This window comes from Thalassospira sp. ABL2_045, assembly GCF_056161285.1.
In genome coordinates this window covers 19649-34452 of sequence record NZ_JBSWYV010000008.1, presented here as the reverse complement: position 1 = coordinate 34452, position 14804 = coordinate 19649, and the positions used below count along the sequence as shown (strand labels likewise).

At 56.2% G+C, this 14804-nt stretch carries 16 protein-coding genes; 6 read left to right on the top strand and 10 right to left on the bottom strand.

Features of this window, described 5'->3' with window-relative positions:
* Window positions 1–96: 96 nt before the first annotated feature.
* The 5 genes from ACXAIA_RS12560 to ACXAIA_RS12540 form a co-directional block, all read right to left on the bottom strand.
* Window positions 97–666 (bottom strand): DUF2889 domain-containing protein, encoded by a 570-nt coding sequence (locus tag ACXAIA_RS12560; RefSeq protein WP_475344388.1) that lies wholly within the window; start codon window positions 664–666, stop codon window positions 97–99.
* A 186-nt stretch (window positions 667–852) separates the two neighbouring features.
* Window positions 853–1302: a CBS domain-containing protein gene (locus ACXAIA_RS12555; RefSeq protein ID WP_475349622.1), complete on the bottom strand. Its 450-nt coding sequence runs from the start codon at window positions 1300–1302 to the stop codon at window positions 853–855.
* Between the two features lie 253 nt (window positions 1303–1555).
* Window positions 1556–2830 (bottom strand): HlyC/CorC family transporter, encoded by a 1275-nt coding sequence (locus tag ACXAIA_RS12550; protein WP_475349621.1) that lies wholly within the window; start codon window positions 2828–2830, stop codon window positions 1556–1558.
* Window positions 2831–2961: 131 nt separating this feature from the next.
* Window positions 2962–4077: a 3-dehydroquinate synthase gene (aroB, locus tag ACXAIA_RS12545; RefSeq protein ID WP_475349620.1), complete on the bottom strand. Its 1116-nt coding sequence runs from the start codon at window positions 4075–4077 to the stop codon at window positions 2962–2964.
* Between the two features lie 4 nt (window positions 4078–4081).
* Window positions 4082–4693, bottom strand: coding sequence for a shikimate kinase (locus ACXAIA_RS12540; RefSeq protein ID WP_475349619.1), 612 nt, complete (start codon window positions 4691–4693; stop codon window positions 4082–4084).
* Window positions 4694–5093: 400 nt separating this feature from the next.
* Between ACXAIA_RS12540 and ACXAIA_RS12535 the strand changes: the two genes are divergently transcribed.
* The 6 genes from ACXAIA_RS12535 (at window position 5094) to ACXAIA_RS12510 (ending at window position 11105) form a co-directional block, all read left to right on the top strand.
* Window positions 5094–5231, top strand: a complete 138-nt coding sequence (locus ACXAIA_RS12535) for a hypothetical protein (RefSeq protein WP_167722791.1) — start codon at window positions 5094–5096, stop codon at window positions 5229–5231.
* A 1-nt stretch (window position 5232) separates the two neighbouring features.
* The gene (locus ACXAIA_RS12530) at window positions 5233–5508 is read left to right on the top strand and encodes a hypothetical protein (protein WP_475349618.1); all 276 of its coding nucleotides are present in this window, start codon (window positions 5233–5235) and stop codon (window positions 5506–5508) included.
* Window positions 5509–7575 (top strand): antifreeze glycopeptide, encoded by a 2067-nt coding sequence (locus tag ACXAIA_RS12525; protein WP_475349617.1) that lies wholly within the window; start codon window positions 5509–5511, stop codon window positions 7573–7575. It abuts the gene before it with no gap.
* Window positions 7576–7618: 43 nt separating this feature from the next.
* On the top strand, window positions 7619–8575 hold the full coding sequence (locus ACXAIA_RS12520; protein WP_475349616.1) for a site-specific tyrosine recombinase XerD: 957 nt from the start codon (window positions 7619–7621) through the stop codon (window positions 8573–8575).
* Window positions 8576–8827: 252 nt separating this feature from the next.
* Window positions 8828–10627, top strand: coding sequence for an EAL domain-containing protein (locus tag ACXAIA_RS12515; protein ID WP_475349615.1), 1800 nt, complete (start codon window positions 8828–8830; stop codon window positions 10625–10627).
* Between the two features lie 127 nt (window positions 10628–10754).
* Complete coding sequence (locus tag ACXAIA_RS12510) at window positions 10755–11105, top strand: hypothetical protein (protein ID WP_475344369.1); 351 nt, start codon at window positions 10755–10757, stop codon at window positions 11103–11105.
* Window positions 11106–11118: 13 nt separating this feature from the next.
* On the opposite strand, the gene ACXAIA_RS12505 is transcribed toward ACXAIA_RS12510, so the two are convergent.
* Genes ACXAIA_RS12505 through ACXAIA_RS12485 form a run of 5 tightly spaced genes read right to left on the bottom strand, consistent with a single transcriptional unit; the run spans window position 11119 to window position 14709 of the window.
* Window positions 11119–11778, bottom strand: coding sequence for a DUF459 domain-containing protein (locus ACXAIA_RS12505; RefSeq protein ID WP_475349614.1), 660 nt, complete (start codon window positions 11776–11778; stop codon window positions 11119–11121).
* Window positions 11778–13133, bottom strand: a complete 1356-nt coding sequence (locus ACXAIA_RS12500; RefSeq protein ID WP_475349613.1) for a CCA tRNA nucleotidyltransferase — start codon at window positions 13131–13133, stop codon at window positions 11778–11780. The genes ACXAIA_RS12505 and ACXAIA_RS12500 overlap by 1 nt, the downstream gene beginning before the upstream one ends.
* Window positions 13134–13163: 30 nt before the next feature.
* The gene (locus tag ACXAIA_RS12495) at window positions 13164–13451 is read right to left on the bottom strand and encodes a hypothetical protein (RefSeq protein WP_475344359.1); all 288 of its coding nucleotides are present in this window, start codon (window positions 13449–13451) and stop codon (window positions 13164–13166) included.
* A 35-nt stretch (window positions 13452–13486) separates the two neighbouring features.
* Window positions 13487–14131, bottom strand: a complete 645-nt coding sequence (locus tag ACXAIA_RS12490) for a CoA pyrophosphatase (protein ID WP_475349612.1) — start codon at window positions 14129–14131, stop codon at window positions 13487–13489.
* Window positions 14128–14709 carry a DUF1285 domain-containing protein gene (locus ACXAIA_RS12485; protein WP_475349611.1) on the bottom strand — a complete coding sequence of 194 codons (582 nt, stop codon included), beginning with the start codon at window positions 14707–14709 and terminating at the stop codon, window positions 14128–14130. The genes ACXAIA_RS12490 and ACXAIA_RS12485 overlap by 4 nt, the downstream gene beginning before the upstream one ends.
* Between the last annotated feature and the right edge of the window lie 95 nt (window positions 14710–14804).

Genomic DNA, 14804 nt, shown 5'->3' with positions numbered 1-14804 from the left:
CATGGCCACATACAACCTGACAAATACACGTTACGGACCATTTTGATATTGGACTGCGCGCATGTACTTGCAAGACGGCAAAAACGCGCAGAGCACCTATTCATCACCGGTGTAGAATTCAGGCGAGATGCGTTTCACAGCCGGCCCGTCACTGCGCCAGCCATGGCAGGTATTGATCAACGGATTGCGACGTGGCGGCTTGTCATCATTTTCATCGCGCATCTGCAGGGATTCCTTGGCCAGGATCGGAAAGACCGTCTGAAACGCGGTGGTCGCCACCGGCCCCATCAATTCATTGAGATGCGTACAGCCATGAACACCCCCCGTGCGGTCACGGATCTGCTTGCGCAGGCCCGGGCCAAGCTTCAAGCCAACCAGCTTTTCATAATTGGGCGCAATCGCGTCACAGGCGGCAAACGGGGCGTAGTCGGTGACGGCCTCGACCTCGCGGATAACAAGGTCATCGCCAATGGTCACCCGGATCCACATGCCGTGAACCGGCTCCCCCGCCGGGATTTCACCACGGTCGTGATTGGAAAAGCCGTATGTTTTGACATCCGTGATATGACCCTCGATATCCCACAGGCCGTCTTTGCGACGAAACCCCTGACAGGTCACGGTACGGGTATGGATATGTTCACGTTCGGCGGGGCGGGACAATGGCATGGGGCTCTCTCCTTTACGTAAACGTAAAAACGTTAACCTGCGCGCTGTCAAGTCGCAAAAGCGTTTGCTGCCATTCCGATCAGCCAGTCAGACAGCCCCGTAACATCGGAAATTTCACACAGGCCAAAGGCCCGAGGGAATTTTCCCTCAGGCCAATGACGCGTCTCACACCTGGAAGGCGTTGGTTCAGGCCACGCCGTAGTCAGAGCCGAAGATGAATTTTTCGCGCTCGCGGACATCTTCTTCGAGCTGGCGTTTGACCACGTTAAACAGGTCACGGATCGACACCATGCCGACAACCTTGACGCCATCCACCACCGGCAAGTGACGATATCGCCGCGCACTCATCAGATCGAGCGCACTCATGGCCGAGTCATCGGGACCAAGCGTATCGGGATCCGCTGTCATGACCTTGGATAACGGCACCGATGCCGCATCCAGACCCTTGGCGACCACGCGGTTGACAAGGTCACGCTCGGTAAAAATCCCGGCCAGTCTGGCCGTGTTGTCGACGATGATGACCGCGCCAATTTTGCGCTCACTCATCATGTTGACGGCGTCCATCACGGAATCGGCTGGGTTGAGTGTCGCGATGGATTGTTCCTGGACCACACCCGGTACAATTTTGGTATCCATGCATCTCTCTCTGCAGGTTGCTGTTGCCACATGCCCAAACCCGATCAGATCATCTGATCTCACACTGACAAACGTCAGATTGAATTGACGTTTCTGGATGACACAGTGTGACGGGCCCTTATTTGCAAGTGGCCCTGCAATCCTTTGGGTCAAGACCTTGATGCACAAGTTTAACCCATAAGTAGATAAAGCTGAAATTTTTTACGCGGGAATGGTTTTGACGCAACATACCGCAATGCGGGGATGCAGGCGTTTATTCCTGCTCTTCCCCGGCCGGATCGGTGACTGCGCGCAGACGCACACGGGTGATCTGGTTGCGGATACGGCGCAGCACTTCAAATTCAAACCCGTGGAAACGGAATTGCTGTCCGACATCGGGAATACGCCGGGTTTCATACAACAAAAGACCCGCCACGGTTGCGGCTTCCTCATCAGGCAGGCGCCAGCCAAAGCGACGGTTCAGGTCGCGAATGGTGACATCACCGCGCACAATGACCGAACCGTCAGCCTGGGGGTGAACACCGACCACTTCGACGTCGGTTTCATCTGAAATATCGCCAACGATTTCTTCAAGAATGTCTTCAAGCGACACCACACCTTCAAACGCGCCATATTCATCGACCACAATGGCGAAGTGTTCATGACGTTCCTTGAACGCCTTGAGCTGATCGGCAAGGGTGGTTGAGTCGGGAATAAACCAGGGTTCGGCACTCAGGTCACGGACATCCTCGGCGGTCGCCGGTTTGGCGCCGCGCACGATCGCCTTAAGGACTTCGCGCGCATGCAGAACACCGACGATGTTGTCCGGATCCTTTTCATAAATCGGAATACGGGTGTGCGGGCTTGCCAGCACCGTATCGAGGATTTCTTCCATAGGACGGGAAATATCGATCATCTGCACCTTGCGACGGTGCACCATGATTTCCCAGACACCCACGTCTTCAAGATCGAGCACCCCATGTAGCATGGTGCGTTCGGCATGGTGGTTGCCAACAACCACGTCGTCGGCATGCAGTTCAATCGCACCGCGCAATTCACGTTCGCTATCAAGCCCCGGGCCTTCGCCACTGCCAAACAGGCGCAAGGTGGCCTGCACGACAACCTGAATGGTCTGGGTGATCGGGGCAAATAGGACGACCAGCACGCCCATCGGGCGCGCAACGCGCAACGCCATGGTATCGGCATGCTGAAGCGCGTAGGTCTTTGGCAGAATTTCCGCAAAAATCAGAACAAGGGCGGTCATGACGGCGGTCGCATAGACCACGCCGTTTTCACCAAACAGTTCGATCATCACCGAGGTCGCGAGCGCAGAGGCCAGAATGTTGACCATGTTGTTGCCGAGCAAAATCGCGCCCAGCAACCGTTCCTGATACCGGCGCAGCCTGTTGACGATCCCGGCCCGCAGATCACCATCCTGTTCCTTGTGGTGCATGACCGGACGCGACGCCGCCGTCAGCGCGGTTTCCGAGCCAGAAAAGAATGCCGAAAGCATCAACAGGAAAAAAATCACGACAATCGTGACCGTCATTCAGGGCCGTCTCCAAGCGGTGAAATCGTTAGAACCAGTTTGTCCCGTGTTCATCTATAAGGTCAAATGGCGTTAAACAAGTTAACAACAACACATTGGCGCCGATCACAGCGCCAAATGTCGCAAAACCGTTACCCGCGGCAGGACCGCGTGATGGCCGCACGCATTTTTTCGACATCCATCGCCTTGGACGTAAAGGCCTTGCCGATGCCACGTGTCATGACAAAGGTAATCTCGCCGTCGCGGACCTTTTTATCGCGCGACATGTGACCAATCACCTTGTCGATATCCCAATGCATGCCGGTCACTTCGGATGCTGCCACCGGCAGACCAACCGACTTCAGATGGGCAGTAATCCGGTCTTTCTCGCCCGCCGGTGCCATACCCATGGCGCCGCACACGTCATGGGCAATGACCATACCCATGGCAACGGCTTCGCCGTGCAGAAGCTTTTCGCCATATCCGGTTTCGGCTTCGAGCGCGTGACCAAAAGTGTGACCCAGATTCAAAAGCGCGCGCTTGCCGCCTTCGCGTTCGTCCTCGGAAACAATGCGGGCCTTGGCAGCACAGCTTTTAATCACGGCCTGACGGCGTTCCGGACCATCTTGATCAAGAACCGCCTGCCCGTTTTCTTCAAGCCAGGTGAAGAATTCCGGATCATCGATCAGGCCGTATTTGGCAACCTCGGCATAGCCAGAGCGCAATTCACGTGCCGGCAGGGTATCAAGAACCGACGTATCGGCCAGAACCAGTCGCGGCTGATGAAACGCCCCGATCAGGTTTTTACCCGACTTGGAATTGATCCCGGTCTTGCCACCCACCGAACTGTCGACCTGTGAAAGCAACGTCGTCGGGATCTGAACGAAATCAAGCCCACGCAGAAGCGACGCGGCAACAAACCCGGCCAGATCACCAACCACGCCACCGCCCAATGCAATGATCAGGGTGGAGCGTTCGATGCCCATCGCCAAAATCTGTTCGACGACATCTTCGAACATGGCAAAGCTTTTGGACTTTTCACCCGACGGCACGACGACTTCGCGATGTGCGATCCCGGCCCCATCCAGCGAAGTCAGCACGGTCGGCAGGTGGTTGTCGGCCAGGGCCGCATCGCTGATCACGACGACACCGGCCTTCTTGACGAACGGGGCAATATATTTGGCGGTATCCGCCAAAAGGTTACTGCCAACAAGGATGTCATAGCTGCGCGCGCCAAGTTCAACGTGAAGGGTGTCGTGATTGCTCACTCTGTCAGGTTCCTGTCTTGATCAATTGACCGTCGTCATCAAAGGAATTGGCGAGCAGTTCAAGAACCGCATCACGGGTGGCTTCCTTTGAGGATTCATCACAGTCGAAGATAATGTCTGCCCCGGCATAGACCGGGTAACGTGTCTCGATCAGATCGGCCAGGATCTGCTTGGGATCACCGTTATTGAGCAACGGTCGATGGGTGCGCCCGCTGGTGCGGTGCATCAGCAGATCAAGGTCGGCACGAAGCCAGACCGATACGGATTTTTCGAGAATCAGTTCACGCGTACGTTCACGAATGAACGCACCACCACCTGTGGCCAACACGATCTGTTCGCCATCAAGCAAACGGGCAATTACACGTTCCTCGCCGTCGCGAAAAGCCTCTTCGCCATACAGCTTGAAGATATCGGCTATCGAGCAGCCAGCGGCTTCTTCGATCTCGCGGTCGGCATCGACAAAATCCAGATTGAGTTCCTTGGCGACCATGCGGCCGATGCAGCTTTTTCCTGCACCCATCAGTCCAATGAACACCAATGTGCGGCCCTTAAGGCCACTACGAATTCTGGCGATCACGTCTTCGTGCAAACCCGACTCGGCAATGTTGCTGTCCATGTTCGGTTTGCAGTCCTGTGGTTCAATCAAATGCGTTACAAATTACCCAATTCTTTAGGGCAGCTTGCCCCTGAACGCAAGCAAACCGCACAGCAAACACGACAAAAATGCAGCGTCAAATTACCGCTTTCGGTCACTTTGCGCATGCAAGGATGACATTTTGCCCAACCTTGTTGCGCGCAAACGTGGCGGAAGTTGCATTAACTCTCTGTGAGTAACAGGGACTTATACTGCCATGAAGTTGCCGAATTGGCGTGCGACCACCGCAATGCGATGAAAGGTTCAAGACAAGGAAACGAATGGCCAAAATGATTGGCGGTTCCGGTTCTTGCATCTTTGATTTTCGTCCGCATACTGGTATTCGCGTCCTTCGCTCAAACGCTTCGAAGTCTGGATTAAAATGAAGATCTTATCGCGCATCATCCTGTTGCTGGTTATCGCCGTGATTGCCGGCGGTGCAACCTTCCTGGTGACCTGGGACATCCCGGCCCCGACGGCCCAAATCGAAGAAACCATCCCGAATTCGAGGTTCAACTAAGATGACATTGCGTTCCCGTTTTTCAGAGCCTTTTGCACTTAATCTGGACCGTTTTGCCGGAGAAATCCGCCTGTCCAGCAAGGAAAAGGCCGCTGAGCGTAGCGGGGTTACGCGCAAGGTCTTTGACGCTGCGGGACAGGCAGATTTCCCGGCCCTTCGGGTTTGTGTTTGGCGGCGTTTTTCTTCGTTACACCGTTTGGCCGATGCTCCGCATCGCCCTGCACGCTGTGCCTTGCCAAACGGCTCGCCAAACACAAACAAAACCGGTGCAGATTAAATGCAAAAGGCTCTCGTACAGACCTGTTTACTGGCCATGATGACGGGAACGGGACTTGTGTCCGCCCCTGCACTTGCGCAAACGTCGGCCCCGGTGCCGCTGTTTTTAAAACAGGAAGCCGAACAGGACGCGGAGCGCCAGTCTGATCAGGGCCCGACCAATCCGGGAGCCTCATCGGCGCCGCTATCTGGTGGCTTTGGCAGCACAAATTCAAATACCAGCCAGACCGAGACATTCCCGTCTGATCCAAATGCGGTTCAGTCCTTAACACTTGGTGCGGTCGACGCCGAAGCAGTCGGGACCATTGATCGGTCGCGCGGCGGTCTTGGCATCGATATGTGGAACGGCACGACGCGACGGTCTGCAGCCAAGCTGATTTCCGAACTGCCGGCTACACCGGCCACCCATACTGCCCGCGATTTGCAGGAACGGATGTTGCTTTCGGCCGCCGCCCTGCCACAGGATTCTGCGGAGATCAGCCTGCTTGAAGCACGCGTTGCCAAGTTGATCGAAATGGGCGCACTTGATAACGCCATCGAACTTGTCCGCGCCGCCCCGCAAGGATCGCGCGGCTCCATGCTGGCACAGGCAGAAACCAACGCGCTTCTGATCGGTGCAGAGATCGATGCAGCTTGTGATGCCATTGAAAGTTACGGCACGAGTTACGACGAACTTTTCTGGCTGAAGGCCGCGGCTATGTGCGCGTTCTATGCCAATGATCCGACCTCGGCGGCCTTTTCGGTCGATCTGGTGCGTGAAATGGGCGGCGAAGGCGATGCGACCTTCTTTGGTCTGGTATCCGCAATCCGCAGCGGCAATGCCGCCGATCCTGAATTGCTGGACGAACTCCGCCCGCTTGATCTGGCGCTTTTGGCCATTGCCAAACAATCAATCCCGACCAGCCAACTTGAAACCGGCAATGCCGCGGCCATTATTGGCATCACCAATGCCGATGCCACGGCGACCGACGTCCGGCTTGAAGCCGCACGCAAGGCCGAAAAGCTTGGCCTGATCAGCCCGGCACAACTGGCAGACGTTTATCAGTCTGTGAATTTCGAAGCCGATGCGCTGGCGAACGTTCTGGATGATGCCAACGAGGGCATTCAGGCACGCCAATATGCCAAGCTTTATCAGGCCACTGCCCAAAGTGATGTTCCCGCAGCACGCGCCGAAATTCTTGCCGCCCTGTTTGAAGCGGCCGAGTTTGAAGGCGATTTCATGCAGGCCGCCCGCCTTTCGGCACCTTTGCTGGCCGATATTCCTGTTAATGGCGACTTTTCATGGTTCGCGGTCTCGGCCCTTAAGGCATCGATTGCCGCCAACAGTTTCGAGCGGGCAGAAAGCTGGCTTCAGGTTGCCCGTTCCTCGGCCAATGCATCAAATGACATTTCGTCGCGCCTAAGCCTGCTTTATCCGGTTCTGGCGATTTCGGGCCTTGAGGAAACCGGTGCGGTCAAACCGACCCAACCGGCTGTGAACGGGGAGAGCGGAAATGCGTCGCAGGGCTTCGGGACCGATACCCAATCAGCCCCGCAGCAGAACTTTGGCCTTGGCGGTGCGGTTGTGACCGATGCACCGACATCAAGTGGCGGCATGGCATCGGCAACCGTGATGCCCAATTCGGCATCCCCCGAAGATGTGCAAAGCGCATCAGAACGTGCCGCCGCCCTTGCCCGTCATCGTGCACGCATGATCGAATGGCAGGAAATGCAGGCCGCACGCGGTGATCAGGCGGCTGCAAGACGCTATAGCGAGCTGATCTTCAATCTGTTTGAAGGCTTTGGCATCGAAGTCCCTGATACCCTGTGGGACGGGCTTCTGACCGCTCCTTATGCGGAAGAACGCGTTACGACCAGCAGTGCGGTTTCCCATCATCTGGCTACTGCAGCGCGCGCCCAGCAAAAGGCAAAAACTGTCGCAATGGCTATTCAGGCCCAGCAGATCGCGGCATCTGAAAATGCCGATCCCAAAGTTCTGAGCGACACGGTCACGTCGCTTGAAGCGGTCAGACTGCACGGGGATGCGCGGCGTCTGGCGACAGAATTGCTGATGTCGTTCAACCACTAAGATGCTTGATAACCAAGTGTGTTAATCACTGGCGGAACCAGCCATGGCCAAAGCACTGACAAACTCGCTGATATCGGCCTTTCTGGAAATGATGGCGGCCGAACGCGGGGCCAGTGCGCATACGCTTGATGCCTATCGCCGCGATCTTGAGGATTATGCATCCTCGCTCGCGGCTGCGAAATCCGATCCGGTGGCGGCCCGTGATGTGGATGTCCGGCGTTATATGGCGGAACTGGGTGCCGCCGGGCTTGCCCCACGCACGCAGGCGCGGCGGTTGTCCGCCTTGCGGCAATTTCACAAGTTTCTGTATTCCGATGGCTATCGCAATGACGACCCGTCATCGAATATCGACAGCCCCCAGCAGGGCCAGACCCTGCCGAAATTCCTGTCGATTGAGGAAATCGACCGCCTGATCCTTGCGGCGACCAACCATCCGGGCATCAAGGGAAAACGCCTGCTTGCGATGGTGGAGCTGATGTATGCCACCGGCATGCGCGTATCCGAGCTGGTCGAGCTGCCCTTTGCCGCCGCCGCACGCGATCCGCAGATGCTGATTGTGCGCGGTAAGGGCAGCAAGGAACGGCTGGTGCCGCTTTCTGATCCGGCGCGCGATGCGCTGCGGGATTACCTAGATGTTCGCGATGCCTTCATTCCATCAGACAAATCAGATGGCCATGCCGACCGCCCCGGGCAATCCTCATACCTTTTTCCGTCGCGCGGGAAAACCGGGCATCTCACCCGTCAGATGTTTCTGAAAATGATCAAGGATCTGGCGATCGAGGCCGGCGTCCCGCCATCAAAGGTTTCGCCGCACGTCCTGCGCCATTCCTTTGCCAGTCATCTTCTGGCCAATGGGGCGGACTTGCGGTCCCTGCAAAAGATGCTGGGCCATTCGGATATCTCGACCACGCAGATTTATACCCATGTTCTCGAGTCACGGCTGCGCGGGCTGGTTCAGGAGCATCATCCGCTTGCCGGGCGGGCAATCGGACAGGTTTAAAGGGTATCGATTCCGTGAATTTGTCTAGCCCCTTTGTATAGGGTCGCGGCGGTTTTTTGACATAAAAGCGGATGTTTTCCGCGGATGTCACATATTCGTAATCCCACTGTCACGAACTTGTTGTCATATCTGAGATACCAGCAAACTCGGAACTTCTAATTCTTCTAATTTCCGGGAAATAAGACCATTTTGAAGATCGGGGTACTGCATTTGGATTCTGATGCAGATGAACAGTGGATATCCGACCGACCCATGACCCATCCGGTCATGCTGCGCAACTGGCAGCAGGTCGTCGAAAAAGTCGACTTCGCATTTCAACCCATTGTCAGCCCGCATACAGGCCATGTCTTTGGCTATGAGGCGCTGTTGCGCCGTTGGGAGGATGCCGGGTTCACGTCCATTCAGGCGCTGTTTGATACCGCCTGGGATACCGGCAACCTGCATAGTGTCGACATGATGCTGCGTGCCAAGGCGATCGAGAAATTCGCACGTTTCCCCGGCGCCAAGCGGCTCAAGCTGTTTTACAATTTCGACAATCGCGTTGTGAAAACCGAGGATTACCAGCCCGGTCAAACTGCTGCCCTGCTGAGCTATGCCGGACTGGAGCGCGACACGATCTTTCTCGAGATTTCCGAGCGCCACGATATTAGCAATGCCGGATACCTTAAGGACATCCTGGTGCGCTATCGCAGTCAGGGCTTCAAGATTGCCATTGATGATTACGGCAGCGGTTTCGCCCAGTTGCGCGCACTGTATGAATGCGAACCTGATATCATCAAGATCGACCGGTTCTTCATTGATGGCATCGACCGCGACCGCCGCAAGGAACTGTTCGTCACACAGATCACCGCCTTTGCCCATATGATCGCCGCACAGGTGGTTGCCGAAGGCGTTGAAACCCGCGAGGAATTCCAGTGTTGTCGTCGTCTCGGCTGTGATCTGGTACAGGGCTTCTTTATCGCCCGCCCCGCCCTTGAGATCCCCGAACAGACCGACCTTGTGAAAACCGCTGCTGATATCGCCGCCGATTCACGGCGCCAGTCAGATCGTGACGACGACGTTGTCAGGTCCTATTTGCTGGAAACGGCCGCCCTGCCAAGTGACATCAACCCGGTCGATATCCTGAGCTATTTTCAGCAGAACCCAGATATTTCGCTGGTGCCGGTCGTCAATCCGGATGGCGAGCCGCTGGGCATTGTCCGGGATTCCGAATTCAAGGCGTTCATCTATACGCCGTTTGGCCGCGAGTTGCTGCAAAACCCGGCCAACCGGGCCAATATCAAACGGTTCCTGCGCCGGTGCCCGATTGCCGATATTCGCACCAGCCTATCAGAACTGCTTGAAACCTTTGTCGCGACCGAGGCGCTTGATGGTGTGATCCTGACCGAGAACGGTCAATACCTTGGCGTGCTCGATCAAAGTGCGCTTTTGCGCGCGGTGAATGAGCGCAATACCCTGAATGCCCGTGATGAAAACCCGCTGACCCGATTGCCCGGCAACAGTGCGATTTACCGCTATGCCGCGCGGGCATTGGCCGAACCGCGCCGGCGCCGGTTTGCCGTCTATTTCGATTTTGATAATTTCAAACCGTTCAATGACAGCTATGGCTTCCGCCAAGGTGACCGGGCGATCCTGTTGTTCAAGGATATCCTGGGTAAGGTTCTAAGCCAGAATGACTGGTTTGTCGGCCATATCGGCGGTGATGATTTCTTTGCCTATGTTCAGTCGATTGATTTTGAAGATGCGGTCGAGGCGGTGAAACGTGTGCAGGCCATGTTCGATGCCCAGATCAAAAGTTTCTATGACCCGGAAACCCGTGAAAACGGCTATCTGATCGGCAAGGGTCGCGATGGCAAACCCGCACGTTTTGATCTGATGAGTGTCAGTGCTGCTTTGATCCGTCTTCCGGCCGAACGCACTGACATTACGCTGGACCATATTTCGGTCGAAGCGGCGAAACTTAAAGCGCTTGCAAAGACCAGTCCGAGCCGATTCGCGACCGGAATCTATGATGTAAACAGCAACAATGCCAGCGAGCCAAAATTACTTTAATTTGGTTTTCAAAGACTTGTCATTTTTGTCGCCCTGAAGGGCAAATTAGGGCTTCAAATCCGAGTCACTCTGGGTAATATTCCGCGCGAATTAAAAACACCAATCGGTTCAAACGAGCAGTTCCGTCATGGTCACTATTGCGCCCTTTTCTGATCTTCAGCAGTCGGCCCCGATCCGGCAGGCAAGCCCCATTGCACAGCAACGCGGCGATGAGCAGCGCTTTGCCGAGCAGAACCGGATTATTGACGGGACCCGTGCGTCCGTCCTGACATCGGATCAGGAAATTGAACGCGCCGTTCAGTCCTATGAACGCGACCGCAATGAACAGAAACAGTTCCTGAAAGACGGCGAGCAAAAGACGCAGTCCGACCAGTATGTCGAACAAATTTCCTCGCCGACCTACAGCCCGTCCGGCAATGCACAGAGCGCACTGGCAGCAGCAGGAAGCCGAGGTCAGTATTTCGACATTCTGACCTGATCTGCGAAGGTGCCTAGCCTTCGGCAGGTGTCAGTCCGACAGCCTGTTGAACGGCACCCCATTCCCAGATCAACTCTGCCAACCGGTCATAGCCGTGCTTATCGGGGTGGTAACCATCGCCGCGCCGCAAGGCCCGTTGCCATGTGTCATCGCTAAGGGTCGTTGCAAGCAGATCAAGGTAAGGCACATCAAAACCGCGCGCGGTTTCGAGATAAATCTGGTTCAGACCTTCAAGGCGTTGATTGATTTCCTGACTGGATTTGCTGCCATCAATCACGGCCTGTGGCCCGACCCAAAGGGTGGGTGCCAGTTTGGACGCAGCCCCGATGATCTCGGCCGCATTCGCCGCAGACTTGGCAGGTGACACCCGCATGGTGGTTTCTTCGCCGCGATCTTCGGCGTGGTTGGCATCATTCACCCCGAAACTGAAGATCAGAACTGTCGGGAATTCTTCGACCATGCGCAATTTGGCCTCAAATTCCCAGCGGGCTTTCAGCCCCTCGGACGTTTCAGCACGGATACCAAGATTATAGATGGTGACTTCGCGCCCGACCTCGTCGAAAAGACGCCGTCCGAGACGCATGGGCCAGCCGCCCTTTTCAGCGTCGCGCACACCATTGACCAGACTGTCGCCAAAACAGCAAACCCGATGTCCAATTGCGCCTGTCGTCATTACTTCTCCTCGTCGCCGGCCGCATTCTGGCGGGCGACATATTCCATCAATTCATCCGGGCCGGGTTTAAAATCCTGATCGAGCCAGTATTCCTCAGCCTGTTTTAAAAGCGCGCCGACACGCGGACCTGCGGGTGCAAGACCGGCTTTCAGGATATCGCGCCCTTGTATCGGCAATTTGACCGGCTGCCAATTTGCCGCCGCTTCAAGCAGGGCTTTCCATTCGTCATTTTCGGCCCGGGTGCAGCGTGGCGGGACCGCACCGCGCGCACTCCATGCCAGAAGCACCGCATCCCGAAAGGCCGCCGCCCCCATGCGATAAAGATCACGGCGCACGGTTTCCGGCGGCAATTTCGGATCAATCAACGGCGCATGGGCGACCATTTCGGCAAACCGGTCGGTTTCTTCGTTCGACAGGCGTAAGTTCCGGGCAAAACGTTCGGCTGCGGCCAGATTGTCTTCCTGATCATCGCTTTTGCGTTTATCGCCTTCGGGCGCAAACAGGGCCGCCAGACGGCGCAGCGGATCCGGCCGGACGGTGGGGTCAGCAAGGGCGGTGCTATCAAGCCACTGCATGATGCGCAGGCAATCGGTGTGGGTCAGTTCCGGCAGGATCGCGGGCAGGATGCCAAAACCGATCATGTCATTGATCGTGCCCGCCGGACTGGTTGCGCGCAGCAGTTTGAACATTTCATCGCGGATACGTTCGACCGAAATATCGTGAAGACCAATTACCGCCTTGCGGCAGGCTTCTGCGCCGATCGGATCAATTGGCGGGCGGCCAAACCATGCCTGAAAGCGGAAGAACCGCAAAATGCGCAGGAAATCTTCGGCAATGCGGTTTTCGGCCACCCCGATAAAGCGCACCCGCCCGTCGCGCAGATCGGTTTCGCCATCAAACGGGTCATAGATCGTGCCATTCAGATCGCAATAAATGGCGTTAAACGTAAAATCGCGGCGCTTGGCATCTTCAAGCCAGCTGTCGGTAAAGGCGACTTCGGCATGGCGGCCATCGGTCAGAACATCCACCCGAAGCGTGGTGATTTCATAGGCCCCGGCTTCGGTAATCGCGGTAACCGTGCCGTGTTTAAGCCCCGTCGGGATCACCCGAATGCCGGCCTTTTCAAGTGCTACTTGGGTTACCTCGGGCGCAAGGTCGCAAGCGATATCGACATCCACCAGGTCGCGTTTGAGCAACGCATCACGCACCACACCACCGACAAAGCGCGCGCAACCGCCTTGCTGCGCAATGGCATCAAAAACGCGGGCGGTATCATCGGCGACCATGATCCCGTATGGCCGCAATCTGCCGGTTACTTCGAGTGCTGTCATCGCTGCTTTGGTGCCACCTGTCATTCGAGCATTCCGACGGTGACTGGGCTGTGGCTATTCCTTGGGTTCGAAATAGCCCGGCTCGACCACGCCGTCACGCAATACCGGCGCATGATAAATGGAATCGGGCGGCGCACCAGTCCCAAGTGCGGTGAAAATCAGGATTGCCGCCGTCAGTGCCACGCCCAGACCAAATAACAACAGCCAGGGCCCCTTGCTCCAGGGTGGGACAATGTCGTGACCTTCGCGGATGGCCTTGGCGCGCGCCCACTTTAACCACAGCCCATACATCACAAAGGGCAGGATCAGGGGAAGGCCGATCTGGATGATTTGTCGCAACATAAGGCAGGTCCCAGTATTCGGATTAAGTAAACATGTTAGGCTTGCAGTGACGGCGCGTTGGCCCGGATGACTTCCGAGAAATTGACCAGCATCCCGGCCGTTGCCCCCCAGATGTAATATTCGCGGTACGGAATCGCAAAATAACGCCGGCGGGTGCCCTCGAACGTCACGGTTTGCAGTTTCTGGTTCCGTGGATCAAGGATGAAACTCAGCGGAACTTCAAAGACTTCGGCAACTTCATGATCATCGGGTTTCAGATCAAAGGGCGGGGTCACCAGACCAATCACCGGCGTCACCTGATAGCCAGTCACGGTGTAATAATCGTCAATCCGCCCGACCAGGTCGATATGACGGCGCGCAAGACCGATTTCCTCCTCGGTCTCGCGAAGGGCGGTTTCTTCAAGTGTGGCATCAACTTCTTCCTGTCGGCCCCCGGGGAAGCTGATCTGACCTGCATGGTCGCTTAGATGATCGGTGCGCCGGGTCAGGATGACATGCAGACCGGCATCGCGTTTGACCAGCGGCACCAGAACGGCCGCCGGGCGCGAGACCAGTTCGCCATCGGCAAAAGCCCGTGCGCGGGATTTGGAGCCCGGAAAATCGACAGCATGATCACCACGGCGCTGCAAAACATCGCCTGTCGGCGCGCGCAAGGCTGCAATGATGTCATCGGGTGTCATTCGGTGGCCTCCATACGACCGATCTCAAAGAATTGGCCATGACTATACACACCGATACGGATCATACCGTTATCAGGGTCACTTATTTCCTCGGCCAGTTCGACCAGCTGATAAAATACCGCCCGGTTCAGACGCGCTTCAAGACCGCGCTCCAACCCGACATAGGGAGATGGTTCATCGGTTTCTGGGTCATGTTCGACCCGAAGCGGATGGTCCTGATCAAGTTCCACCCACTGGTCGATATTGGTCCGAAAGCGGATCTTCTGATCCTTTCCTTCGCCTTCGTTTTGCATCTCGACTGCGATGAAGGCGACGTCTTCGACATCGATCCGGGCCATCTCGGCCGGGGTCACAAGCCAATGACCGCCTTCCTCGTCACGCTGCAGTACGGAAGAAAAAAGCTTCACCAGTTCGATTCGGCCAATCGGGCCACCTTGATAGAACCAGGTGCCATCCCGACCTATAGACATAGGGATATCGCCGCAGATTTGCGGATGCCGCCCGGTATCAGGCTTCTGCCCGCGCAAGCGCGTCCACAATTTTTCGGCGAGATCGACGGTTTTTTGGTTATCATTCATGCTGTAGAGTTGATCCTGAACCAGACGTTTTCCCGTTTCGCTTAACCGATTTCATCTGCGTTCTTTGGCCTGCCAGCGCCTGCACTGCAACATAG